Annotated in this window: 30 protein-coding genes; 10 read left to right on the top strand and 20 right to left on the bottom strand. The window is 31.3% G+C overall.

Annotation, left to right across the window (positions count from 1 at the left end):
* Positions 1-3 precede the first annotated feature (3 nt).
* Positions 4-645: a thiamine phosphate synthase gene (locus ACEWL1_RS07635; RefSeq protein WP_409232704.1), complete on the bottom strand. Its 642-nt coding sequence runs from the start codon at positions 643-645 to the stop codon at positions 4-6.
* 56 nt (positions 646-701) lie between these two features.
* On the bottom strand, positions 702-1,277 hold the full coding sequence (locus tag ACEWL1_RS07630; protein ID WP_409232703.1) for a DEAD/DEAH box helicase: 576 nt from the start codon (positions 1,275-1,277) through the stop codon (positions 702-704).
* 1,102 nt (positions 1,278-2,379) lie between these two features.
* Here ACEWL1_RS07630 and ACEWL1_RS07625 point away from each other — a divergent pair.
* Positions 2,380-2,562: a hypothetical protein gene (locus tag ACEWL1_RS07625; RefSeq protein WP_409232702.1), complete on the top strand. Its 183-nt coding sequence runs from the start codon at positions 2,380-2,382 to the stop codon at positions 2,560-2,562.
* Between the two features lie 202 nt (positions 2,563-2,764).
* Here ACEWL1_RS07625 and ACEWL1_RS07620 read toward each other — a convergent pair whose 3' ends face one another.
* Positions 2,765-2,896 carry a hypothetical protein gene (locus ACEWL1_RS07620; protein ID WP_409232701.1) on the bottom strand — a complete coding sequence of 44 codons (132 nt, stop codon included), beginning with the start codon at positions 2,894-2,896 and terminating at the stop codon, positions 2,765-2,767.
* A 4-nt stretch (positions 2,897-2,900) separates the two neighbouring features.
* On the opposite strand from ACEWL1_RS07620, the gene ACEWL1_RS07615 reads away from it, so the two are divergent.
* From ACEWL1_RS07615 to ACEWL1_RS07605, 3 genes are all read left to right on the top strand, one after another.
* On the top strand, positions 2,901-3,179 hold the full coding sequence (locus ACEWL1_RS07615; RefSeq protein ID WP_409232700.1) for a hypothetical protein: 279 nt from the start codon (positions 2,901-2,903) through the stop codon (positions 3,177-3,179).
* Between the two features lie 380 nt (positions 3,180-3,559).
* Positions 3,560-3,763, top strand: coding sequence for a hypothetical protein (locus tag ACEWL1_RS07610; protein ID WP_409232699.1), 204 nt, complete (start codon positions 3,560-3,562; stop codon positions 3,761-3,763).
* A 23-nt stretch (positions 3,764-3,786) separates the two neighbouring features.
* Positions 3,787-4,404 carry a hypothetical protein gene (locus ACEWL1_RS07605; RefSeq protein ID WP_409232698.1) on the top strand — a complete coding sequence of 206 codons (618 nt, stop codon included), beginning with the start codon at positions 3,787-3,789 and terminating at the stop codon, positions 4,402-4,404.
* Positions 4,405-4,440: 36 nt separating this feature from the next.
* Here ACEWL1_RS07605 and ACEWL1_RS07600 read toward each other — a convergent pair whose 3' ends face one another.
* The 4 genes from ACEWL1_RS07600 to ACEWL1_RS07585 are packed head-to-tail and all read right to left on the bottom strand — an operon-like array spanning position 4,441 to position 6,465.
* Positions 4,441-4,857: a DUF6527 family protein gene (locus ACEWL1_RS07600; protein ID WP_409232697.1), complete on the bottom strand. Its 417-nt coding sequence runs from the start codon at positions 4,855-4,857 to the stop codon at positions 4,441-4,443.
* Positions 4,838-6,013 (bottom strand): ThiF family adenylyltransferase, encoded by a 1,176-nt coding sequence (locus tag ACEWL1_RS07595; protein ID WP_409232696.1) that lies wholly within the window; start codon positions 6,011-6,013, stop codon positions 4,838-4,840. Before ACEWL1_RS07595 ends, ACEWL1_RS07600 begins: the two co-directional genes overlap by 20 nt.
* Entirely contained in the window at positions 5,988-6,260 is a 273-nt protein-coding gene (locus ACEWL1_RS07590; RefSeq protein WP_409232695.1) for a multiubiquitin domain-containing protein, read from the bottom strand. Before ACEWL1_RS07590 ends, ACEWL1_RS07595 begins: the two co-directional genes overlap by 26 nt.
* A gap of 31 nt (positions 6,261-6,291) precedes the next feature.
* Positions 6,292-6,465: a hypothetical protein gene (locus ACEWL1_RS07585; RefSeq protein ID WP_409232694.1), complete on the bottom strand. Its 174-nt coding sequence runs from the start codon at positions 6,463-6,465 to the stop codon at positions 6,292-6,294.
* A 124-nt stretch (positions 6,466-6,589) separates the two neighbouring features.
* Here ACEWL1_RS07585 and ACEWL1_RS07580 point away from each other — a divergent pair, with 124 nt between their 5' ends.
* Genes ACEWL1_RS07580 through ACEWL1_RS07570 form a run of 3 tightly spaced genes read left to right on the top strand, consistent with a single transcriptional unit; the run spans position 6,590 to position 8,368 of the window.
* Complete coding sequence (locus ACEWL1_RS07580; protein ID WP_409232693.1) at positions 6,590-7,174, top strand: hypothetical protein; 585 nt, start codon at positions 6,590-6,592, stop codon at positions 7,172-7,174.
* Complete coding sequence (locus tag ACEWL1_RS07575; RefSeq protein ID WP_409232692.1) at positions 7,171-7,572, top strand: hypothetical protein; 402 nt, start codon at positions 7,171-7,173, stop codon at positions 7,570-7,572. The genes ACEWL1_RS07580 and ACEWL1_RS07575 overlap by 4 nt, the downstream gene beginning before the upstream one ends.
* Positions 7,556-8,368, top strand: a complete 813-nt coding sequence (locus ACEWL1_RS07570; protein WP_409232691.1) for an ImmA/IrrE family metallo-endopeptidase — start codon at positions 7,556-7,558, stop codon at positions 8,366-8,368. The genes ACEWL1_RS07575 and ACEWL1_RS07570 overlap by 17 nt, the downstream gene beginning before the upstream one ends.
* A 798-nt stretch (positions 8,369-9,166) precedes the next feature.
* Here ACEWL1_RS07570 and ACEWL1_RS07565 read toward each other — a convergent pair.
* Both ACEWL1_RS07565 and ACEWL1_RS07560 read right to left on the bottom strand, forming a co-directional pair.
* A complete protein-coding gene (locus ACEWL1_RS07565; RefSeq protein ID WP_409232690.1) occupies positions 9,167-10,009 on the bottom strand; it encodes a YitT family protein in 843 nt (280 codons plus the stop codon).
* Between the two features lie 62 nt (positions 10,010-10,071).
* Positions 10,072-10,683: a class I SAM-dependent methyltransferase gene (locus tag ACEWL1_RS07560; protein ID WP_409232689.1), complete on the bottom strand. Its 612-nt coding sequence runs from the start codon at positions 10,681-10,683 to the stop codon at positions 10,072-10,074.
* Positions 10,684-10,734: 51 nt separating this feature from the next.
* Between ACEWL1_RS07560 and ACEWL1_RS07555 the strand changes: the two genes are divergently transcribed.
* The gene (locus tag ACEWL1_RS07555; protein WP_409232688.1) at positions 10,735-11,943 is read left to right on the top strand and encodes a multidrug effflux MFS transporter; all 1,209 of its coding nucleotides are present in this window, start codon (positions 10,735-10,737) and stop codon (positions 11,941-11,943) included.
* A gap of 9 nt (positions 11,944-11,952) precedes the next feature.
* Here ACEWL1_RS07555 and ACEWL1_RS07550 read toward each other — a convergent pair whose 3' ends face one another.
* From ACEWL1_RS07550 to ACEWL1_RS07535, 4 genes are all read right to left on the bottom strand, one after another.
* Positions 11,953-13,941 (bottom strand): alpha-ketoacid dehydrogenase subunit alpha/beta, encoded by a 1,989-nt coding sequence (locus tag ACEWL1_RS07550; protein WP_409232687.1) that lies wholly within the window; start codon positions 13,939-13,941, stop codon positions 11,953-11,955.
* A 78-nt stretch (positions 13,942-14,019) separates the two neighbouring features.
* Positions 14,020-15,162, bottom strand: a complete 1,143-nt coding sequence (locus tag ACEWL1_RS07545) for a methionine aminotransferase (RefSeq protein ID WP_409232686.1) — start codon at positions 15,160-15,162, stop codon at positions 14,020-14,022.
* 79 nt (positions 15,163-15,241) lie between these two features.
* Positions 15,242-15,721, bottom strand: coding sequence for an Lrp/AsnC family transcriptional regulator (locus ACEWL1_RS07540; protein ID WP_409232685.1), 480 nt, complete (start codon positions 15,719-15,721; stop codon positions 15,242-15,244).
* Between the two features lie 90 nt (positions 15,722-15,811).
* A complete protein-coding gene (locus ACEWL1_RS07535; protein WP_409232684.1) occupies positions 15,812-16,849 on the bottom strand; it encodes a M14 family zinc carboxypeptidase in 1,038 nt (345 codons plus the stop codon).
* A 363-nt stretch (positions 16,850-17,212) separates the two neighbouring features.
* Between ACEWL1_RS07535 and ACEWL1_RS07530 the strand changes: the two genes are divergently transcribed.
* Positions 17,213-17,578 (top strand): helix-turn-helix domain-containing protein, encoded by a 366-nt coding sequence (locus ACEWL1_RS07530; protein ID WP_409232683.1) that lies wholly within the window; start codon positions 17,213-17,215, stop codon positions 17,576-17,578.
* A 48-nt stretch (positions 17,579-17,626) separates the two neighbouring features.
* Here the strand turns inward: ACEWL1_RS07530 and ACEWL1_RS07525 are convergent, their stop codons facing one another.
* The 5 genes from ACEWL1_RS07525 to ACEWL1_RS07505 form a co-directional block, all read right to left on the bottom strand.
* A complete protein-coding gene (locus ACEWL1_RS07525) occupies positions 17,627-20,077 on the bottom strand; it encodes a M1 family aminopeptidase (RefSeq protein ID WP_409232682.1) in 2,451 nt (816 codons plus the stop codon).
* 129 nt (positions 20,078-20,206) lie between these two features.
* Complete coding sequence (locus ACEWL1_RS07520) at positions 20,207-20,737, bottom strand: DUF4252 domain-containing protein (protein WP_409232681.1); 531 nt, start codon at positions 20,735-20,737, stop codon at positions 20,207-20,209.
* A gap of 40 nt (positions 20,738-20,777) precedes the next feature.
* On the bottom strand, positions 20,778-21,299 hold the full coding sequence (locus ACEWL1_RS07515; protein WP_409232680.1) for a DUF4252 domain-containing protein: 522 nt from the start codon (positions 21,297-21,299) through the stop codon (positions 20,778-20,780).
* 29 nt (positions 21,300-21,328) lie between these two features.
* On the bottom strand, positions 21,329-21,748 hold the full coding sequence (locus ACEWL1_RS07510; RefSeq protein ID WP_409232679.1) for a hypothetical protein: 420 nt from the start codon (positions 21,746-21,748) through the stop codon (positions 21,329-21,331).
* A complete protein-coding gene (locus ACEWL1_RS07505; protein ID WP_409232678.1) occupies positions 21,735-22,244 on the bottom strand; it encodes an RNA polymerase sigma factor in 510 nt (169 codons plus the stop codon). Before ACEWL1_RS07505 ends, ACEWL1_RS07510 begins: the two co-directional genes overlap by 14 nt.
* 156 nt (positions 22,245-22,400) lie before the next feature.
* Here ACEWL1_RS07505 and ACEWL1_RS07500 point away from each other — a divergent pair, with 156 nt between their 5' ends.
* Positions 22,401-23,855, top strand: coding sequence for a S41 family peptidase (locus tag ACEWL1_RS07500; protein WP_409232677.1), 1,455 nt, complete (start codon positions 22,401-22,403; stop codon positions 23,853-23,855).
* Here ACEWL1_RS07500 and ACEWL1_RS07495 read toward each other — a convergent pair.
* Positions 23,852-24,250, bottom strand: a complete 399-nt coding sequence (locus ACEWL1_RS07495) for a hypothetical protein (RefSeq protein WP_409232676.1) — start codon at positions 24,248-24,250, stop codon at positions 23,852-23,854. The two genes, ACEWL1_RS07500 and ACEWL1_RS07495, sit on opposite strands and share 4 nt — an antisense overlap.
* Positions 24,251-24,273: 23 nt before the next feature.
* Positions 24,274-25,212: a patatin-like phospholipase family protein gene (locus ACEWL1_RS07490; protein ID WP_409232675.1), complete on the bottom strand. Its 939-nt coding sequence runs from the start codon at positions 25,210-25,212 to the stop codon at positions 24,274-24,276.
* Between the last annotated feature and the right edge of the window lie 85 nt (positions 25,213-25,297).

The following is a 25,297-nucleotide window of genomic DNA, read 5'->3' as shown; positions in this document are numbered from 1 at the left end:
TACTTAAAACGCATGCCGTTGCTCTTCTGTAGCTGAAGCCTTTAACAATTGATTAAACACTTTAATACTATCAAAATTTTGAGTAATAGCGTCTGCTACAGCAATTCCAGAAACTCCAGTTGCTAAAATATCTGTAACATCTGCTGTGGTAATTCCTCCAAAACCAATAATTGGAGTTTCCGTTTGTAAAGCTTCTGTAATTAAAGTATATCCGTTTACACCTAAAACGGTTATTGTATCGTCTTTGGTTTCTGTTTGTCTAAACGGACTTAAACGAATATAATCCACTTCTTTTTCTAGTAAGGTTTCGCAGTCTTGCAAGGTATTTGCAGTTGCGCCAATAAGTTGCCATGTAAATACATGCTTTCTTACAACAGTAGGGCAGACGTCAGTGTTTTCAAGATGCACACCATCTGCTTTTACTGTTTTTGCAATTTTATAGTTCCCTTTTAGTAGCAATCTAGTTTGAAAATGAGCTGTAATTTCTCTTGCTGCTGTAGCTACTTCTAAAAGCTTTTTATCCGACACATTTTGTAAATCTAGTAGCACCATTTCTGCACCAGAAGTACAAGCTTTTTGGATGTTTTCTAATTGTTCTTTTGAAGAACTGCCTTGTGATATATAATGTAATTTAGGTATCGTCATGTATTCATTTTTTGTTGTGAGATTCTAGCAATTAGAAAGTAGAGATCAGTAAAAACCTATAGAGCTACTTTTTTTGAGTATTGCATAAAATTGGACTCAAAACGTTTTAGAATTGGGTGCATTTTTTCTGAGTAGATTACAAACTGGCATTTTTGAATGCTGGGTACAATTGACATCAAAGCAGCGTAAGCCATTTTTTCTGCTAAGAAATCAGCATCATCTATACTAAATATCTTTAACTGAGTTGTATTTAAACCTTCTAATAAAAGCAACTTATTTAAGGTTTTAGGTGTGCAAATAAGGATGTCTACACCTTCAAATATTTCTGATTTAAGCACATCAATATGAAGTTTTTCGTCGCCAAAATAAACGCGTAAAGAATTGTATTTAATATAATTTAAAAAACCTTCGTACAATTCTGATGCTTTTTCAGTATTTTCTACCAAAACGATAGCTCTTGGGGCATTTCCAACGGCCTCACATTTTAGTTTTTGCAATGTAGTAAGGATAAGCGCTGTTGTTTTTCCACTCTCTTTTGGAGCTGTGCAAAAGGTATTGGTACCACTTTTTATAACAGGAATGCTAGTACTCTGAAAAGGAGTAGGTGTTGTCATTTCTAGAGATGCTAACATCTCTTTTAAATCGGAATGTAATTTTTTAAAAGGCATAGAAATTAACGAAGTAACTAAATATAATATATAACCACAAAGATACAATTAAATGTATTTATTTGTCTTTGTAGAACATTTGGTTTTTACTTTTTAACACTTGCTTTAAGAATCATGTCAATAATTTCTTTTAACCAATGTAGTTACAATCTAAACAGTCATACTTATAATTTTAGTAAGATTCCAAAGCTTGCCTTAACATTTTTTACTAAAGACATCATCTAAAGGAAGCTCGACATACTTTTAATTTTTGTAAAAACTCAAGATATTACAATCTCCACCGTCATAGAATCTACTAGGCAAGTGCCTTCAGTTTAAAAACCCAGTACAAGTAATAAATGTAGTTACAATCTAAACCGACCTATTTTGTTTTTTGTAAGAATTTAATTTCTATGAAACGGCAAGAATCCAAAGAGCTTGCGGTCTGGATTCGTTAGTGAAATAGAAAGTAAAATTCAAAAAAAAGAAAAGTGAGTCTTGATTTTTTGTTTCGTTTTTCATCAAGGAAAAATGAAAGAAGTAAAAGTAAAAAAAGTTACAATCTTAAACCGTCATAGAATCTGGCAGGCGAGCGTCTTCAGTTTAAAAATCACAAATTAAAGTTAGAATCTTAAACTGTCATACTTATAATTTTAGTAAGAATTCAAAAGGAATGAAACGGCTAAGTGTCCAAAGAGTGCAACGGTCTGGACACGATAGTGGAATTTCTTTTTAGAATTCAATAAAATTATAATAAGACTAGATTTTTTTGTTACTTTTTTCAGCAATGGAAAAAAGTAAAGGAAGAAAAAAGACAGAAAAGAATACTCCAACTTTAAACTAAAAACCAAACCCTAACAACCTCATATTCAAACAAATTACATCATTTAATATTTTTTTATTAAATTTGTATCACTTACAATTGCTATGTAATTTCTTACCTACTTTACCTAAAATCATTAGGCCGATGATGATCAAGGGTTTTGCGCTTGCGCAATCCATTTTTATTTAATCAGATTGTTATGCTTTTATAGCTAACAGTATGCTGTGCGTTGTTGGGCATAACAATCACAAATCAAAAATTATTATGGCAAAGCAAAAAGGCTTTATCAAGTTAAAAGGTTCATTAGGTGGACTTACATTTTACGAAAGCGGTGGAAAAGACATCGTTAAAACTACAGGAGGTATAGATAAAAGCAGGATTGATAACGATCCTAATTTTAAACGTACACGAGAAAACATGTCAGAGTTTGGCGCATCTGAACAGTAGGTAAAGCACTCAGACAAGGATTTGGTTCCATTATTAAAAACATCAAAGACACTACTCTTACAGGTAGGCTTACAGGCGTTTTTAAAAAACTAAATTCTTTAGGTGCTGGTGTAAGAGGGCAGCGCGAATTCGAAATTCTTCCAAACAAAGCAGTTGTAGAAGGCTTTCAATTCAACAAAAAAATACCACTAAGCACGGTATTTTATCCAGAATACACAGCGCCAACCTTAGATGTTAACAGAAGTATTACCACATGGGTAATACCAGATTTCAACACATCTAACTTTCTTAGAGCTCCAGAAGGTGCTACACATTTCAAACTAATTTTAGCCACTACAGTGTTAAGCAATTATCAATTTGTAGCAGAACTAAAAAAGTACGAACCCGTAGCACCCACAGAAAACAAAGTGAGTGGCATTCAGTATTCTGATGCAATACCTATTGGCGGTGACGTTGGTGCAGATACTACCTTAACTGTAGATTTGGGCTTCGCAGCTCCATTACCAGACACTGTTGGTGTAGTCGTAGCCACAGGTATTCTATTTTACCAACAAATAAATACAGAGTTGTACGAGCTCTCTAGTGCTAATGCAATGAGCATAAGTACTGTTGGCTAGTGCATAGTACAAACAAATGCCTTTGGGCATTAAAAAGATAAGGTAGTAAGAAGCCTTATTTAGTAGTAAGTAGGAGGCAACCTCGAAAGGGGTTGTCTCTTTTTTTATGCTGAACTTGTTTACGCTGAATTTATTTCAGTGTTTTAGTATCTCACAACTAATCATTGCCAGGGAAGTAGGACCGAAGCAATCTCACCCACTAGTCATTGCGAGGAGGAACGACGCGGCAATCTCTCAAAAACAAGTCACAATCTTAACCGACATAGAGCATAATGTGTCTGAAATGGAATTATTCTCTCTAATTTTCAATCAATTATAGGATTCCGTAATAGGTTAATTATAAGAAATTTGTATATTTAAGAAATATAAAATACCTTAAAGTGATGAACAAATATGAATTAAAAATTGTTGCAATTATTGATGAAAATCTTGTTGTTTTGTTACAAACATTTTTATATGCTAATAATGAAAATACTGCAAACATAATGGCAGACAACATTTTTGCAACATATCAGGATAATAGTAATTACACTGAATATTATGAAAACATTGTTGTGCAAAGATCATTAACTTTAGTGGAATAAGCTTCTAATCGAATATTAATTGAATGCACTTCAAATTAACAAAAGAAATAATAAAATTAAGTGAGTCAGGTTACTGGGATAGCGCGAAAAATGAATGGAGTTTTGAATATGCTTATTATAGTGATGAATTGCAAAGATGTCTTTGTGGGCATTATCCAATAAAGAATGTTTGTGTTTTAAAAAACAATGTAAATAATAGACAAGCAGAAGTTGGAAATTGTTGTGTGAATAAATTTTTAGGAATAGACGAAGGGAATAAGATTTTCACATCAATTAAGCGATTAAAAGAAGACTCAACGAAAAGTATGAGTCCAGAAGTACTCGAATATCTATTTGATAAAAAAGTATTATCTGACTTTGAATATAAATTTTATTTAGACACACTTAAAAAACGTAAATTTTCTTATAAACAACTAGAAATACGTAAAAAAATTAATCAAAAATTAATTGATTTTACTAGTTACGAATCTAATTCAAACTTCTCAAGAATTAATTTGGTTTTAAAATGGGCTGAAAATAATTCATGGTTTGACACAAATTTTATTAATTCCTTGAAACAAAGTTGTCAGAGAAAAGGTAAGTTAACTGAAAATCAAACAAAAGCACTTGAAAATATTATCAAGAAACTGAAGATAGAGTAGTCTCTTGCAAAGACTTAATTCAATATTTTCAAGGTACTATTTATCAAATAACCAAGTAAATTTCCTCCAAAGCTTTTTTAGTTTAGAACTATCTTTAGATTTTTTTAAACAACCAAAACCATTGTAATATTCCTTTTTTATGTTTTTACTTTCCTCTTTACCTTTTTCTATTTTTTCTCTACTCCATTTTTGAGCCCATTCAATCTTGTTTTTATATATCCAATAATGCGACTGACAAGGAAAACTCCAGTTCCCGATTGATGGATCTAGAGAAACTGATTTTCCATTAAAAATCAATTTCCAATCCGTGGGAGAAAGAGGTGTCACTGTTTTTATTCCACAACCACAAGCACATTTATGAATGGCTGTTCGAAACCTAATTGAAATGTATAATACGTTATTTTCAAGTTCTTTCGGTATGAATTCTACAAATCTATGTTCCAGTCTCATCATTCTGAATTTTGTTAGCATTTATTCTATAAAACATATTGTGCTCATTTGTAAGATCATGATAAAAACCATAAAGTTTTTTCCACTTCATTACGGAAAAACCAGCATTTAATAAGTTCAATTCTGCTGTTTGAATATTTTTATATTCGTTATCTGGATTATCTTGATATGAGATATAAGGACTATTCCAAAAATGTTTATAATTACCTTTTGTTCCTGTTGTACTTCGTACAAGCCCAGTTAATGCTCCATTTTTGTAATCAACACCAATGCCTGAATCTATAAAAGGTATATTATTTAACTCTAAAAACTCTATTATCTTCTTCTTAATGTCACCCTTATCTATGCTAATAAAAATAAATGTAAAGTTAAGTAACTCAAAAAATTTATCCTCTTTTAAATAATATGGGTGGCTAATAATTCCTTTGTGCATTCGGGAATAAATTGAATTGTAGTAATCCACCTTTCTCTTTGGGATTATTAAATCATCTATGGAAGCTGCACTAGGAGATCGAAATGCATTATTATTATAATACCAATCTCCATCAAAAATATGTATTTCCTGTACAGGAACTTTAGAAACCAAGTCCAAAATATAAGAACCTGTACCTCCAAGACCAATAATTCCAATTTTTTGATTTTCAAATTTTTTTGTAAGCTCTTTTAACTCAGGTTTATTTGAGTTAGTATCAGCATAATTAAATACCGTTTCTTCTTCACTAATATCTAAAGGCGCACCTATTTCACTTGCATTTTCATCTATAACTTTAGCAGGTGCTGTTATCATATTAATGTAAGTTGTCATTTTATGATAATAATCACTGTAACCATGAGGTTTAGGTTTACTTGAAAAGTGAAAATTTACTTCAAAACCATCCGCTAGAACTTGTTTGTTAGGATTAGCAACAATATTAAATGGTTTTCCATCCAATTTACAAGGCATTTCGCCCTGAAAATAAGTAGTGTGTTCTGGATTTGGTTGCGTCCTGTGACCTGCTCGTTGTAGTCTGGAAACCAAGATACCATACTTTACTTCTTTGGAAGATGTTAAATAAGGTATCCTGTGAATAAACAAGAAATCATTCTTAATATCCATTACCAGATTCAATTTCTGTAACCTTTGAAGGTCATCACTATGATTTATCAGTTGCTGTGACATCGAATTGAGTTCCTTCTTTAATTTTTACATCTTGTCCTTCCGCTAATGTTCCATCTTTATTTCCTTGAGCATCAGCATATACAACTTGATACTCTGTATTAGGATAAGGTGGTTTTGGGAAAGCAAGTTTAGTTACTTGATCAAATGAAATGGTTTTACCTATCCATTTTTCTGGAGCTGCGTTAACATAAATTGTAAACTCTTTGTTTTGCCCTGGGGCTTTCTCATTATTACTATTTTCTACCATAATTTTAAATTTTTATTTATCATTTTAATTATTATTTTTCTTTTCTAATTCCTTTAAATTTACCTCCAGATGTTTTTACATCCATAAACTTTCCAGTTTCTGTATCTCGTTTTACATAAAGATTCGTTTTAGGGTTTAGCACTTGCGAGCGCTGTTTTACTGCTCCTTTTCTAGCGTTGTCTCCAATAGGTTTATTTCTAGCCATTTTTTGTTTTTTTTTAAAATTATTAATGCTATCTATAAGTACTATGCTCATAATATTTCATAATTTGCCATTTCATGGAAAAAAAATAAAACCTATGAGCATATAATAAATAGAAAGCGCTTCTATGTTAAAAATTAACAATGAAATATCTGAAGTCCTTAAAAATTGTGATATAGACAGCTTGATAAGAAGAATGCAAGCATTTACTATTAGCAAATTAGGATATAATAAAAAAAACTACGATGGTCTAGAACCGTTAGACTTTGTATTTGCTGTGTTTGAAAAAGCTCTTTCAGGTGTTAGAAATTGGGATAAAAATGAAATTGATTTTGAAGGATTCGTTTTTGGATCACTTAAAAGTGATATTTATGCTTCAATTGAAAAACAAAAAAGACGTAAAAATACACCTGATGAAGAAATCATTGATGAATCGTATATACTAGATATTCCTGTAATTTCAGATGAAATTGGTTTTGAAGATACAACTACACAAAAAATCGATTATAAAACTGAAAAAAAGGACTTTTTAAAAAAACTAAATGCTTCAGAAGCAACTGACCTAGAAATATTAATTTTCGAGTGTTGGTGTGATGAAATATTCAAACCTCAAGAAATTGCTGATTTTCTTGAATTAGATGTTACCACCATTTACAATGCCTTAAAACGTTTACAAAAAAGGCGTAAAAACATTTTACAAAAAAAATCATGAGCAAAATAAAGAATAACATAGATAAAGGTATCACAGAATTCTATTTAAATCTAGATGTTGATATTATTAAAGAATCTTTGAAAGATGATGGTGTAGATGTATTACAAGAAGATGAGAAAATATCTAAATTCTCAAAGAGAATTAAGTTTATGAATAAAGCCATCATAGTAAAAGAAAAAACGGATTATTTATTAGAAACTATTGTTGCTAAATTTCAAGATGCTATTGAAAAGAATATTGATAAACCAATTGCTTCTTTAAAAAAAATAATTGAAGCCAAAGAGCTTTCAGTGCAATTCAGAAATTTGGATAAGTTGACAGAAGAAGAAATAAAGGAAATAATTAAAGGTAAAAATTTAGTGGATTTGATGGACGAATTGGATGGAGAAACTGATTAAATATACAAAGGGTTCTGCATGTGCAAGAGATTTATTACGTGATAATGGATTTGATGATTTAATAGATTTCCCATTAGATTTATTTGCTAGCGGTTTAGGTGGTACTATTGTCCATAAACCAATGACCAATTCTGATGGACGTATCATATTTGGAAAAAAAAATACGATTATTGAAATTAATAATGGTATTCCTTTTGAAGAAAAAAGAAGATTCACAATTGCTCACGAAATAGGGCATTTAGTTATGCATAAAGGAATTGATATACATAATGATAATGAAGCAACTATGTCTTGGTTCAACAATAAGGAGAAACAAGCTAGAAATGGTAGAGTAGAGTATGAGGCAAATCAATTTGCCTCTGAACTTTTAATGCCTAGTATAATTTTTTATGAAAAACAAAAAGGCAAAAAATTTTCACCAAAACTATTAAGAGATTTATCTAGTTATTTTAAAACTAGTCTTACTTCAGTTGCGTTTAAATATTTAGAATTAGGTGATCACCCAATTTGTTTATTCCACTCATATAATAAAAGAGTAAAATATTGGATGCGAAATAATGACTTTCCACATTACATTACAGATTGTACTAAATTATCACCACCAGAAGATTCTGTAGCAATGGAGTTTTTTGAAAAGGGTAAAATTCATACAAAAGAAAAATCCAAACAACCTATATGGAAATCCACTTGGTTAGAATTGAATAAATATGAGAATGATAATGACTTCAATTTTTATGAATTTTGTATAATAACGCCAGCATATAACAATGTTATTAGTGTGGTATGGGAAGAATGACGTTTAATATTATGTAAAATAGAATCTCGATATTTTACTTGTCCTCATAAAATTTTGGTTAAAACAATAGGAGAAATGAGCGTAAATATTTTAGGGGTTTAGTAATAAAGTTTCTTAAGCAGTTAAAATTTCACAAGAATTTCAAAGCATAATTAAAGCTACTATCTAAAGCACCATAGAATCTGGTAGGCGAGTGCCTTCAGTTTAAAAATCCAGTACAAGTAATAAATGTAGTTACAAACTCCACCGTCATAGAATCTGGCAGGCGAGTGTCAATTGTTTGAAAATGCCGTTTAAAAAGAAAAGCTGTCTGAGCTAAGCGAGTTCTTTTCTTTTAGGCATCGAAAACAAAATTGACCGCCGAAGATTCAAGTCTTGAACTTTTGGTTCGTTTTGTTTCAAGACAAAATGAACATAAACAAAGATTTGTAACCAATCATTAATAATTATTTACTGATAATTAAGAACTGCAAACTGTTAAATCTTTACTACATAAATTAATAAATTGATACTTCATAGCAAAGCCATAGCAAAGCCATGTCAAAGCCATGTCAAAGCCATAGTATGTGCACCTCAGATATTTCATATAAAAGAGTGTCAAGTTTTCAAAATAAGATTTCCTTTCAATAGAATAAAAACAAACAAAAAACAAATACTATAATAGCTATAACAATACATAAATCGCCACAATACAGCTTTAAAGAAAGAATTACATATTTGTTCTATAATTTACATTATGTTAAATAGTAATTTTCTACACACACACTCTAGCAAGTTAAATAACAATAAAATACCTGATTATTTTAAGAACTTCGTTCCTAACAGTTCTGAAGCATCCATTACCACCATTTTAGCGCTCTTATCATTCTCAAAAATAAGTTGCTTTAAGGTTTCCAATCTATTGATAGGAACTGCTACAAAAATCATGTCTTTCTTTTCGCTTAAACTTAGATTGTTTCCTTTTACCAAAGTTCCGTTTACACCAATGCGCTCTTTTATTAAAATACCGATGGCATCTAAATTATTGCACGAAGAAATATGCACAATACGATCGTTTGGCCTTCCTGTTAAAACAATATCAATCATCTTAGTAGTTGTAAAAATACTTATCATACTCCACAAAGCCAATTCAACACTATTAAACACAATTCCAGCTGCAATAACAACAGCAGAATCTAGCATTAAAATAACCGTTCCGGTTTTTAAAGACGTTTTTGAGGTTACAATTCTAGCGATAATCGTTCCGCCTCCAGCAGATCCACCACCTTTAAAAATAAAACCGATTCCAACTCCAACTGCAATTCCGCCATACAAAGTAGCCAAGATTGGTATTTCGCTCAACGCTCCTAATCCAATAAATTCTGATAAAACATCAATAAAAATCCCAATTAATATAATGGCTATCGCACTTTTTAATGCAAAGTATTTTCCTAAGTATTTCACACTTACTAACAATAACGGAATGTTAATCATCATAAATAAAATTCCGATCGAAGATTTAAAAACACTGTCAAAAATTATTGCCAACCCTCCTGTTCCGCCCATAGTGATGTCATTCGGACTCAAAAAACCTACTACGCCAAACGCCATGATTGCACAACCGATTACAATAAATGTGTAGTTAAAAAACTCTTTCTTCATTTTATACTGCTTTTAAAAGTGCAAAGTTACTGTATTCAAATAGGATCTTTTATAGAATTTCTCTAGTTTTTAGGATTCTTTTTTACAAATACCAAAGTACTCATACAGCGTGTATTATCCACATTTACATACTTCTTGGGCGCTACTAATTGCAAAGGATGCAAATCTAAAAGTTGGTCCAATAAACTGTCTGTTAGTAAAAACCGTTTGGTTGTATCTGGCAAAAGATATACGCCATCGGCAATTGGTGTTACAAAGTTTTCAATACTCTCTTTAGAGGTCATTCTAACAAACAAACTCCCGCCTGGTTTTAACACACGCACCAGTTCAGAAAACATATTTAAAAAATGCTGTGTATGTTGTGCAAAATGCAATACAGCACTACAAATAACATGATCAAACAGATGGTCTTTAAAATTTAACACATCTAAGTTTTGCACAGACAATTGGTCAGATATCTTTGGATACTTCTCTTTTGCAACTTGTAAACTACTAGAGTTAGTATCAACTCCATACAATTCATACACATGCTTATAAAACCATTTTAAATTGCGTCCTGTCCCACAACCGGCATCTAAAATTACTGCCTCTGCTTCATATCGTCCCTTTAAAATTTGATCTAAAAGGTAAATATCAATTCCGCCAATATCATTTACTAATCTCTCAATAGACATATTTTATTTTTAAACAACCAAAATACAAATTCTTAACGGTAGATTTGCAGAATGCAAAATAAACAAAGATCTAAAATAGAATTTATTGCCTTAATGGCTTCGTTAATGTCTATTGTAGCCTTATCTATCGATGCATTATTACCAGCATTAGAGCAAATCGGAATTTCTATCGGAATCCACAATACTACAGACAATCAATTATTAGTTACTATGATTTTCTTAGGATTGGGCTTCGGACAATTAATCTTTGGTCCTATTTCTGATAGTTTAGGTAGAAAACCTGTTATTTATATGGGTTTTACGCTCTTTGTCATTGCTAGTTTTATCTGTGTATCTGCCGCCAATTTAGAAACCATGGTAGTAGGTAGAGTTTTACAAGGGATTGGCTTAGCGGCACCAAGAACCATTAGTATTGCAATGATTAGAGATAGTTTTAGCGGAAATTACATGGCTAAAATCATGTCATTTGTAGTTGTTCTTTTTATTTTGGTTCCTGTAGTGGCACCTGCAATCGGTAAACTTATTTTGGATGCATATGGTTGGAAAGCCATTTTTATCAGTCAGTTAATTATTGGTGTTGCTATTATGATTTGGTTATGGAAAAGGCAGCCAGAAACATTGCCTGTAGAAAAGAGAACAAAATTTAGAGTTCGCCTCTTTATAGATGGCGCAAAAGAATTTATCAAGCACAAACAAGCAGTTACTTTTACCTTAGTTTCTGGCTTTATAACAGGTTCTTTTATGGTGTATTTATCAGCGTCACAGCATATCTTTCAAGAGCAATATCATTTTAAAGAAGAGTTTCCATACATTTTCGCAGGATTGGCAATTGCCGTTGGCTTTGCTACCTTTTTAAACGGAACCTTTGTAATGCGTTTTGGCATGTATAATTTGGTAAAAGTCTTTACACTAATGTTTACACTAGTGCCACTACTCTACGCAATTATTTATTTTAACAATGATATCAATCCAAGCATTACAGTCTTTTTAATTTTCTGTGGATTAGAGTTTTTTGCTATCGGATTTTTATTCGGAAACCTACGTGCTTTAGCCATGCAACCTGTCGGTCATATTGCCGGAGTTGGTTCTGCTATAAACGGATTTGTATCTACCATTATGGCAGTACCAATTGCAACCTTTATTGGTAGTTATGTAATAGAAACGGCCTTGCCTTTATTTATTGGGTTCTTTATTTGCGGTTTGTGTTCTTTCTTATTGATACAGTTCTTACCCAAACATTCAATTACAAAGAATGAATAAATCTAGCAATTAATACGCTAGCAATTCTTTTAACTCAGCTTCAAAACGGTTTTTAGCCAAGTATTGCTTTTCTAGATCCTTTTCAAACGGAATTGGAGTTTCTAAACTTCCAACACGTTTTACTGCAGCATCTAAACTATCAAAACAATTTTCGGTAATCAAAGCAGACAAATCACTTGCGATTCCGCCAAACAACGAATCTTCTTGCAACACAATTGCTTTTCCTGTTTTCCTTACGGATGCATAAATGGTTTCGACATCTAGCGGTTGTAGGGTTCTTAAATCGATGAGATCTGCAGAAATTGTTGGATGTTTCTCTAAAGTTTCTAAGGCCCAATGTACTCCCGCTCCGTAGCTTATAATGGTAATGTCGTTTCCTTCTTTTAAGTTAGCCGCTTTTCCAATAGGAAGCGTATAATAATTCTCTGGCACTTCTTGATATACAGAACGATACAATGCTTTGTGTTCAAAAAACAATACCGGGTTTGGATCATTAATTGCAGCAATTAACAAGCCTTTTGCATCGGCAGGAAATGCTGGATACAACACTTTTAAACCTGGTGTTTTGGTAAACCACGCTTCGTTGGTTTGACTATGAAATGGTCCTGCTCCAACGCCTGCACCACAAGGCATTCTTACCACAACATCTGCGTGTTCGCTCCAACGATAATGTGATTTTGCTAATAAGTTTACAATCGGGTTGAATCCTGAAGACACAAAATCTGCAAATTGCATTTCCATCACAGCTTTCATTCCATTGATAGACAAGCCATAGGCTGCAGCAACAATTGCAGATTCACAAATGGGTGTGTTTCTAACTCTGTCTTTTCCGAATTGCGCTACAAATCCGTCTGTTATTTTAAAAACGCCGCCATATTCAGCAACATCTTGTCCCATAATTACCAAATTATCGTGTTGTTCCATCGATTGTCTCAATCCGTCAGAAATAGCATCAATTAAACGAATCTTTTTGGTTTCTGTGGATGGATTGATGATTTCTGATTGAAAGTCTTTATATACATCATTTAGTTCTGTTTCTAAATCTACTGTAATTGTTGGTTCGTCAAAAGCCAATTGCAAATGTTCGTTTATTTCATGAAGCATGTCTTCTTTAAACTGTGCATCCTCTTGTTCTGTTAGTAGCTTTTCTGCTTTTAAATAGTCTTTAAAATTTTCTAGCGGATCTTTTGCTGCCCATGTATCCATTAATTCTTGAGGAACATATTTTGTGCCGCTCGCCTCCTCATGACCACGCATTCTAAAGGTTTTAAACTCTAATAAAATGGGTCTTGGATTTGCACGAACACTTTCTGCCAATTCAGAAACCTTTGTATAGACTTCTACAATATTATTTCCGTCTATAATATGACTTTCCATTCCGTAACCAATACCTTTGTCAGCAATGTTTTCACAATTAAACTGCTCTGAAGATGGTGTTGAAAGTCCGTAACCATTATTCTCTACACAAAACAACACGGGTAAATTCCAAACAGAAGCAACATTTAACGCTTCATGAAAATCGCCTTCACTTGTTCCGCCATCACCAGTAAACACAGCACACACTTTTTGCTCATTTCTAATTTTATGTGCCAATGCAATTCCGTCTGCAACTCCAAATTGCGGACCTAAATGCGAAATCATGCCTACAATATGGTAAGCTTGTGTTCCAAAATGAAAACTACGATCTCTCCCTTTTGTAAATCCGTTTGCTTTTCCTTGCCATTGAGAGAATAAGCGATACAACGGAATTTCTCTAGTTGTAAACACGCCTAAATTTCTGTGCATTGGTAAAATATATTCGTCTTTGTTTAATGCAGAAGCTACACCTACAGAAATGGCTTCTTGGCCAATTCCAGAAAACCATTTAGAGATTTTACCTTGACGTAATAAAATCAGCATCTTCTCCTCTATCAATCTTGGTTTTAACATCGAAGTATATAAATCGATAAGTTGAGCAGTTTCTAAGGAAGTGTTTGAGTAATTAATTTGAGCAATCATGTAATCATTTAGTTAGTTGTAGTTGCGAATTTAAAAATAAAAAGCGAAGTACAATGCATTATTTTAATAGTAATACGATTATAATTTATTTAAAATTTCTGCTGCTTTTAGCAAGGTTTCATCTTTTTTAGCAAAACAGAAACGCAGTACTTTTTCATCTAATTTATCGGTGTTAAAAACTGAAACAGGAATGGATGCAATTCCAAATTCTATCGTTAGTTTCTTTGCAAATTCAACATCATTAGCATTAGTAATGTTGCTGTAATTTAATACTTGAAAATAGGTCGCTTTAGATGGAGTAAACGTAAAGTTAGAGTCTTTAATGGCTTCTAGAAAGAGGTTTCTTTTTTGCTCGTAAAACAAGTCTAATTGCTTGTAGTTATTAGCTATAGCAATATACTCAGCTAAAGCAATCTGCATTGGATGATTTACACAAAACACATTAAATTGATGCACTTTTAAAAACTCTTTCATGAGTTCTTTTGGACCACAACAATAGCCCATTTTCCAACCTGTATTATGAAATGTTTTTCCGAAAGATGCGGTTATAAAAGTCCGTTCTTTTAATTGCGGAAATAAACAAGCACTTTGATGTTTTAATCCGTCAAAAACCATGTGTTCATAAACTTCATCACTTAAAACAATAATATTTGTGTTGTTTGTTATCAGCTCTAGCTGTTGCATGTCTTCTTTAGAAAAAACAGTTCCACAAGGATTTTGTGGTGTGTTGATGATGATCATTTTCGTTTTATCAGAAATTGCATTTCTTACTTCATTCCAATCTACTTTATAATTTGGATAATTCAGTTGCATGGAAACGACTTTTCCTCCGTTCAATTGAATTGCTGGCTCATAACAATCATACGCAGGTTTAAACATGATAACTTCATCCGAAGTATTAATAAATGCCGTAATTATTGAAAATATTGCTTGCGTTGCTCCAGCAGTAATTACGATTTCGTTTTCTGGATTGTACGTAGATTGATATAAAACATCAAATTTTTGCGCAATCGCTTCCCTTAATTTTAACACACCAAGCATTGGTGCATATTGGTTGTAACCAGCATTCATTGCTTTTGCAACCAAATTAATTAGTTTTTGATCGCTTTTAAAATTTGGAAAACCTTGAGCTAAATTTATGGCGTTGTGTTTATTTGATAAATTGCCCATTGTTGTAAAAATAGTGGTTTCTAAATTGGGTAGCTTTGAAATATGAGTCATAAAATGAATTTAGTAATTATTATAAAATAAAAAATCCTTATCAATAATTGATAAGGATTTCAATATATATTATTGAAGTTTACAGTTCTTTAAAAATAGCATGCATCATTCTTTTTTTATCGTTGATGCTTTCTTCTAATGAAATCATTGTTTCTGTTCTATTTACACCATCAATATCATCAATCATATAAATAATGTCTTTAGCATCGTTTGTGTCTTTGGCTCTTACTTTACAAAAAATATTGTATTTACCAGCAGTTACATACGCTACAGTAACATTTGGTATGTTGCTTAATTCTTTAATAACACTTTGAGTCATGGATGTTTTTTCAAGAAATACGCCAACATGAGCAATAAAAGAATAGCCCATTTTTTCGTAATTAAGTGTTAATGTTGATCCTTGAATGATGCCTTCATCTTCCATTTTCTTAACACGAACGTGAATTGTTCCTGCAGAAACTAATAGCTTTTTAGCAATGTCTGTAAACGGAGTTCTGGCATTTTCAATTAGCACATCTAGTATTTGATGATCAATCTCATCTAAAACAAACTTTTTCATTATTTTTTAAATATTATTCAATTAATATGCCAAAAATATGAATTATATTTAAAATAAGAGTAATAATGATAAAAAAAATACATAAAAAAACTATTTCATTGCATGCCCGAGATAAGCGCTGAGATCACCTTCTTTTTCTAAGACAATATCTGAAACAAGTTTGTTGTCTTCAATTTTATCTACAAATTGATAGGCTTTTCCTGTTGTAGTGTTTTTTGTAAGTTCAATAATATCAAAAAAGTTTTTTTGATTGTTTGGGATATCAAAATAAGGTAAATACTCGCTATAATCAGTTGCTGTAGCAATATGATGTATTCCTTGTACAAGCGCATAAAAGTTGAATTTCCTAGCTTCTTCTCTGTCATAATCATCAGGAAAATGTCCAGCCTCAATTAAGATGGTGTTGAATCCTAATTTCTGAAAGTTATCTCCTGTTGCAGTTGGATAAAACTCGTCTGTATATCTACCAACATGGTTCGGAATTACTTTTTGCAACAACATATTCATTGCTACAATCACATTCATCGTTAATTTTCTACCTTCTGTTAGTTTTCTTGTTACTTCTTCGGATGGTGCTAAAAACGATATGGTTGCAGGGTTTTGAGTACCTTCTACTCCAAAAATGGTTCTTTGATCGTGTAAATTAAAACAATAGTCTGGTTGAAAACTTTCTAAAACACTTCGCAACAACTTACTTTCTTTAGCTTTTTGATCTACTGCATCTCTATTTAAATCTATATTATTGGCATTTACACGCGTGTAGTTTAACGATCCATCTGGATTTAACATCGGAATACATAAAATGGTACACTTCTCTAAAATCGCTTTAAAAACAGGATTTGTAGAACTAACAATACAATTAAAAAAGTCGAATAAAGCCTTTGTTCCAGTGCTTTCATTTCCGTGCATTTGTGTCCAAATAAGAATCTTTTTTGCGCCAGAACCAACTTGTACAGAACGAATTGGAACTTTATTCTCTGAATTCCCAATTATAGAAACAGCAAGTTTATCTGATAATTTTGATAATAACGGAGAAATATGTGCATCATGAATCCATTTCCCAAAAAGAGCAGTCTCCTTATTAGAGCTATAAATTGTTTTTAAGATATGTGGATTTATAATTTCCATTGATAAAAGTATCTGACAAAAATACAAATTCAATTTTAGGTTCTTCCTTATTTTTTTTACAAAAGTAAACTGATGTAATGTTACAATTGTAACTCACATTTTTTGTTTTTATTGATACAAATGTAATCCACATTTAAACAAAACCTCCGTGTTGTATTACAAAGCTGAATCTCAGTTTCATTAATATAAATATTTTCTATATTAACTCATTAATGTACTAATATACAGTTAGTTAAATATCATTAAATAAACCTTTTATTTATATGTAAAATATAAATTTTAAATTATTTTAAATTATCTTAAATGATTGTAAGGTTAATCAATTAGATTGTTTTACATTTGTAAAACAATCTATAATTTACAATGGTAAACACAAGTGATTTTACAACAAGACTAAAAAAAGTGATGGATTACCATCGTTTAACTGCATCATTATTCGCAGATAAAATTGATGTACAACGTTCTAGCATCTCTCATATTATTTCCGGGAGAAACAAACCAAGTTTAGATTTTATTTTAAAAGTGACGAATACTTTTAAAGATGTAGATATTTATTGGTTGTTAAACGGTAAAGGTACTTTTCCGAAACAAGCAGAAGAAAAAACAAGTAGCCTCGCTCCTACGCTTTCTTTTGATGAAAAACAGACAATCAATTCTGATACAGAAAAGAAAATACAACGAATTGTTCTTTTTTATACTGACGGAACTTTTGAAGAATACAAAAAATAAAGCCTTTAGAATATCTAAAGGCTTTTTAATTTATAGTTTGATATTTTATTAGTTGACTAGCTTTGCCATACCAATTCGTATAATTTGAATGTGTTTGTTTCTATTTGAAACTCCGCTGTTTTTTTGAATTTCAACCAATTGCAACAATAGGTTTACTGCAGTTTTATCAAAATTAAATTGTTTAAACTGAATTCCTTTAGCAACAATATCATCAACTAAATTCTCAATTGCCTTTGTGTTATTACTCTTTGCAATTTTATCATAGGCTCTTTTATACAACTCTTGTATTCTTGTATCGTTGCTTAAAAACATTCCAGACAATACATTCTGAGCGATAAATTCTAATTCGGTTTCATCATTTTCCTCAATAAATATCCTTGTCAAAGGTGTTGCAATGATCTTTCTAACATCATTTGGCAATTCCTTAGAGAGCTTTATCGCTAAAGCTTTGTCGATATAATAAATTGCAACTAAGGTTTTTCCTAAAACGCTGTACGATTTACTTTTTAAGGCTTCTTGAAATATTGGTAAATTTCCTGGGTCAGTTAATTTTCCTAAGGTTTCAATAGCAGCCGCTCTAACCAATGTTTTTTTATCGTTCAAAGCAGTTTTTTTAATTTTATCAATTACAGCTCTTTTAGAAGACTTATCAAACAAATCGATATTCTCTATCGCTAAAATTCTAATCTTGTAAAATGGATCATCTATGGCGTTTGAAATTGCTTCGAAAACATTTTTATCGTCTTGTAGCTTTGCGATTGCTAAAATTGCTTCTTTTTTATGCCCATAATTTGTAGTGTATTGCAACTGATTTAAATATTGACTTGTTGTTTTTGCTTCTGTAAAATCTGCCAACAAAACTCCGTCTGCATTCACAAGAATATTTTCTGGCGTTTTAGAATAGCTAAAAGTAAATGACGCATCTTTGCCATCAACAAAAACTTTTTCGCGAGTTACTTTACCGTTTTCTATTATATCAATTGCAATCGGAAACTGAAACTCACCTTCTGTTTGATAAAAATTTACAGTCACTTTTTTTTCTAGCGTGTTATAATCGTACGAAACTTGGATTTTTGGATGTCCGCCAGAAAAATACCATTGATTAAAAAACCAATTTAAATCTTTTCCTGTAACTTTTTCAAAAACCAAGCGCAATTGATGCACTTCTGCACTTTTGTATTTATTTTCTGTTAGATATAAATTTAAACCTGCAAAAAAAGCTTCATCGCCAACATAGTTTCTTAACATGTGTAAAATTGCGCCGCCTTTATTATAACTCACCGCATCAAACATATCTTCTTTGTCATTGTAAAAATAACGAACCAAATGCTTGTCGAAATTTTCTCCTTGTTTATATGCTTCTACACTTTCTAATAAATGCGCATTTGCATTGTCTTTTCCGTATTTGTGTTCTCTCCATAAATACTCGCTATAATTGGCAAAAGATTCATTTAGTGTTAAATTACTCCAACTTTCTGCAGTAACTAAATTGCCAAACCAATGATGAAATAATTCATGTGCAATCGTGTTTTCTTGTACATTTTCATCTATCAGTTGTCCTGGCATTTGATTTGCATTTTCTCCATGGATTACAGCGGTAGTATTTTCCATGGCACCACTTATATAATCTCGTCCAACAAACTGACTGTATTTACTCCAGGGATATTCTACACCAGTAATTTTTGAGAAAAACGCCATCATTTCTGGAGTTAATCCAAAAATGTCTTTTGCATATGGAGCGTATTTTTTTTCTATATAATATTCAACCGGAATGTTCTTGTAAGAATCTTTAATAATCTCAAATTCGCCAACACCTAAAAAGAATAAATAAGGCGCGTGTTTTTGTTTAAAATTCCAATAATCTGTCCTTGTTCCGTTCGGATTTTCAATTTGACTTTCTAATATTCCGTTTGATAAGGTTTTAAATTTACTAGGAACTGTAATTGCTAACTCTTGCGATGTTTTTTGATTTGGGCTATCAATCGTTGGAAACCAGCAACTACTCGCTTCTGTTTCTCCTTGCGTCCAAACTTGTGTAGGTTTTGAGGTATCTAATCCATCAGCATTGATAAAGTATAAACCTTTTGCTTGTGTAATTGCAGTACTTCCTTTTTGCTGAACTTTTTCTGGTCTTGCGGTGTATTTTATATAAAGTGTAAAGCTTTCTTCTTTTGTGTATGCTTTTGGTAATTCTACAATAATCTTTTCTCCGTCGTAATTATAGCCTACATCTTTATTATTTAATTGAATGCTGTGAATAATCATCGCCTTTGCATCTAATATAACTTTATCAGTCGCATAGAAATAGGGTTTTAATGTAAGCCAAGCTTCACCATTTAATTCTTTCTTTTTAAAATCTAAAGAAACATTAAGCTTTGTATGTTGCAATGCGTGTACTTTATCTTTCTCTTTTCTATACACTGATTGCGCTTCTACTTGCGCAGAAAAAACAGCAATAAAGAAAAAACAAATTAAAAAAGTGATTTTTTGAAACTTCATAAATAACGATTCTTTTTAAGACTTCAAAAGTAAGAAATTTAAGGTGTTTCCTTGTTAATGGCTCGTTAAAAAAGAAAAGCTCAGCATCTTACTTAGATGCTGAGCTTTTCTATAAAATTATTATGGTTCTTATTTAAACAACACTTTGAATTGATCTAGATTGATTCCGTCTGCATCAAACTTAACTTCGTTTATCATTTTCATAATATTAGAAGGATTCATGTTGTCTCCTAAAATTCTTGCAACTCCAACTCCTTGTTTTGCTCCGTAACCAAAAGCTATAAGCTCATCAATAGCATCCGACTCACCCGTATAATACAAACTTATTTTCATGTTTTTCTCGGTAAATCTCATCAAACTCTTATACTCTTTTCCTTTTAAGATTTTATCTAATTGTGCTTTTTCGGCTTCAACCTCAGTGGCGTTTTCTTTAAAGGGAATTGCAACAACATTAATCTTTTTAATACTTTTTAATGTTGTTTTTGTTGCTTCAGAGACATTGTCAGATTTTATTTGCAAAATACTTGCCGGAACATCAAAAGTGATAAATCCAGATTTTTCTTGGCTTTTAACTAAATAGCTTTGTAAAGACTCTTCTTTACAAGATGTAAAAGAAAAAACTAAAATAAAAGCTACTATTAGGGTTGTTATTTTTTTCATTGTTTTTGTTTTAAGTGATTTTTTTGATGAATCTAAATAACTAGTTAGACTTCTTTCCATCATTAGAAAATTGATTTGCAATGCTAGCTAATTTATTAACATCAATCTTTCCGGTTAACGATACTACAACAGACTCTGCATTACCGTCTGTAACTCTGCTAGCTCCGTTAACAAACATTAGCACTTCGCTAACATAGTCTTTATTGCTTCCTGTTTTTACATAAATTCTAACTCTAGCATCTTTATCTTTTATTCTCATCAATTCTATTAAATTTGATTTTTTTACTGCAGAAACCACCATAGATTCCATTGTTTTTGCAACTTCTGGACTATTTGCTTTGAAAACTTTTAATTCATTTAGGCTTTCAATCAATTTAAAAACTTCTACTGCTTCTTTATCTCCTCCAAAATCTCCTCCAAATTTTTGCAATAATTGGAATGCATCTTTATTTACAATAAAAGAAGATACTTCGTCCATATTTTCTAATTTATCAAACATAGATTGTCCAAAACTTACTGCTGGTGCTATTACTAGCGCTATTAATACGATTATTTTTTTCATGATTTCTCTTGTTTACTTATTACTTTAATTTACTTGGTTTTAAATATTTTATTTACAGCGTCTTCATACACATACAAACTTGCAACAGCTTCATTTCCTTTGTTTAAGTTTGTAGAGATCATTTTTAACGCTTCTTTTACTTGAGCAAATTGCGCTTTCGCTTTTTGCTCTTGCACATAACTATTTCCTATATATACACTAAATAGTAAGGCAACTGACGCAGCTACTGACAACCATTTCCAATTCGTTTTTTTAGTATTTAACTGGATTGGTTTTACAGATGTTTCTGCTTTACTGATGGCAAAATAACCAAACATCGATTCATACTCTTGCAAATGTGAAGCTACATTACCTGATGAAAAATAGTTTTTTAATGTAGTTTCTTCTTGCAAAGTAGTTTCTGCATTTAGGTATTTTTCTAACAACTGTTCTATTTTAGATAATTCCATAATTGTGTTGTTTTATTAGTTCTTCTCTTATTGTTTTTCTTGCTCTAGATAATGCTACTCTGACAGCTGTTGGTTTTAAGTCTAACATTTTTCCGATCTCTTCAAAATCGTACTCTTCAACGTCTCTTAATTGAATTACTAACTTTTGCTGTTCTGGCAACTTCTCTATAAGCCTATGTACTTGGTTAACACTATCTCGATACTCCATTTTTTTATCTAAAGAAGTATCTTTTTCTTTATAATTACTATGAACCAATGTTAAATTTGATGCTTGTTTAGATTTTAGTCTATCAAAACAATAATTTTTAGTCATTGTCATTGCAAACGCTTCAACATTTTTATATTCAGCTATTTTTGCTCTATTTTTCCATAACTTAAAATACAGTTCTTGTGTTGCATCTTCTGCTTCTTCAGTTGACACTAAAAGCCTTTTGGCTAAACGAAAGACTTTGTCTTTAAAAGGTAAAACAGATTTTAAAAAGTCTGATTGATTCATTAGTTTGTTATAATTATTTGTGCAAAAACGTTTCTTTTAATTGCTTCTACACCATTATGACGATGCACAATTAATTTTGTTACATCTATTTTTTAAATGTACTATAATTCTCTAAATTGCGTTACTTAAACAATAGCTTTATTAAACGCTGCTTCGATGAAAAACCTCTACAAGTTACTTCTTTTTTTTTGCCTGTCTTTGACTTTATATAATTGTACTAAAGAAGATGAAATTCCGGCTGATGTAGAAATCAATGATTTTATTTGGAAAGCAATGAATGCTTATTATTTACATCAAGATCAAATTTCGGATTTAGCAGACAGACGTTTTAACAATCAACCTGAATTAAATAGCTATTTAAGAGAATTTGCTACACCAAACGAACTTTTTATAAATGTTTTACAAAACCAACCAACTGCTGATAACAAATCTACTTTACGAAACGATTATAATTTAATAGCGCCACCAAGAATAAGAACTTCAACAACAAATGGAGTTGAATACGGAATCATTGCCGAACCAGGAAGTGCAGATAAAGTACTTGGATTTGTACAGTATATTTTACCAGGTTCTAATGCTTCCACAAAAAAGATTGCTAGAGGTGATTTTTTCCATGCTGTAGATGATGCTCAATTAACAAGAAGCAACTATCGTTCTTTATTAGAAGGAACAAATTCTACATTCGAGTTAAATATGGCAAATTTTGATGGAACAACTGTTACGTCAAACAATACAAAAGTAGCGTTAACTAAAATGGCATACACACATACTCCGGTTTTTATGGCTAAAAATTTTTCAAGCGGAGGAAATACTATTGGCTATTTATTGTATAACAACGATTTTTCTAGCAATTATATCAACGATTTAAATACTGCATTTTTACAGTTTAAAAATCAAGGAGTTAATGAGTTGATTTTTGATCTACGCTACAATGTTGGCGGCGGAAGCTTTGTTAAAAATATCACCCAAATTGCAAGTATGATGACAGGACAATTTACAAGTCAGCCATTCATAAAAAACCGCTGGAACAACAAAGCCCAATCATGGTTTGAGCAGCATCAGGCAGATTCTTTAATTACAAAATTTACAAATAAACTAAATGCTTCTACTCCAATTAATAGCTTAGGATTAACAGATGTATACATTATTTTAAACGGTAGTTCTTCTTCTGTAGAATTGTTAATCAATAGTTTAAAAGGGTATATAAATGTTCATATTATCAATAGCAATACAACAAACGGAGATAATACTGGCGCTATTACTCTATACAATTCCATTGATTACAATTCAACTGGCAAAAGCACAAATCATACTGTTGCAATACAGCCCATAGTGCTAGAGTTTTTAAACACAAATGATGAAACTTATGCAAGTGGTTTTACTCCAGAATTAAGAATTTGTAACCAAGAAAATATTTTAAACTTAGGAAGCTTAGGAGAAACTTCAGATCCGCTATTAAATGAAGTAATTAGTTTAATAAACGGATTCCCTCCAAATCCTCCTGCAATGTGCAATCCTAATAATTTTGATTTTTTATACAATTCTGTACGCAATCAACAAATTAATGATGTTGGCGTTTTTATAGAACAAGATTTACCGAATACAAACTAAGTTTTTTTCCGAACTAAAACATGAATACTTCTTGCTCTAGAAGCAAAGTCATTAGAAAATTTAGTTGGATGATTTGATGAAGGTGGAAATTGCTCTATCCAAATAGTATCTTTATTTACAACCCTTAACAAACCTGGTATCTTTATTTCTTTACCGGCACGTTCTAAGGTAAAATCTATCCAAAAAGGAGATTGAGAAAAATCTACTTTGTAAGAAACTGACATTCCATATCCCATTTGAGAAAAATATGCTTTTGCATTCTTAGAAAAACTATATTCTACCTGTAACTCTTTGTCGGTCCATTTTCCTTCTAAATCAATTTCTTTAAACTGAGAAAAAGCATTAATACAAAACAAGCAAGTTATCAATACAAAAATTTGAGTAATTTTTTTCATTTTTACGATACAATTAATTATAATTATGATTTTGCTTCTAATAAATCCGGTCTGTATTCATTCATTAACCCTTCATCTTTAAATTTGGCATATTCAAAACCAGATTGCCACCATTTGGTCATTAACTTTTTATCAAAAATCAAAGAATTTGTTGTTAATACTGTTGGTGTATAATATAAATTCAACTTCACATTATGTTGTTTTGCTGTTAATTTACCAATGGTAATATTATGTCTTTCTACTTGTTCTAACATAAAATCAAAGGTGTCAAACAATAAAGAAAATGGGTTTTTAGATTTGACCCTATTTATTTGTGTGACTTCTGTTTCTAAAATAATAGCATCTACTTCTGTTGCTCCACGTAAAATAGCTTCTCTTATTGGAACCAAACAACCAAAACCACCGTCTGCATATTGACAACCATTTTTTTCTAATAAACTCATAAACGGAATGTAATTGCAAGAAGCCCAGATCCAATCACAAAAATCATTATAGGTGCATTCTCTTAGCGTTTTATACTCAACCTTATTGGTCGATAAGTTTGATACTGTAACCACAACTTCAGTTTCATTTTTGATGATTTTTAAAAATACCTCTTCGGTAATATATTTTTTGATTAATTTTCGAAGGTTTTTACTTTCGCCAAAGGTTTTTCTTCCATTAATTAAATTCCAAACAGTATTTAAGTGATTTATAGCAATTACATTTTCTCCATGTCTTTTTTTAATAATAAATGGATTATTGCTAAAAATTGTATGCTGATTTACATCGGTGTAAATGCTTTTAAGCTCTTCTATTTTACCAATTGCTAAATGAGAAACCAATAAACTACCGGTAGAAGTTCCAATAAAAATATCATAATTTCTTTTATTCTCTTCAATTAAGTATTGTGCAACGCCTCCAGCAAAAGCACCTTTGCTTCCTCCTCCAGAAATAACCAATGCTCTTTTATTATAACTCATTAAAACACCACATAAATAGTTGACAAAAATTTCTTGCTAATTTACAATTAAACAAAGCAATATTGTAAATTAGTGGCTTAAAAAT

The organism is Polaribacter gochangensis (assembly GCF_046224025.1).
GTDB lineage: Bacteria > Bacteroidota > Bacteroidia > Flavobacteriales > Flavobacteriaceae > Polaribacter > Polaribacter gochangensis.
This window is presented reverse-complemented; position numbering and strand designations above follow the sequence as displayed.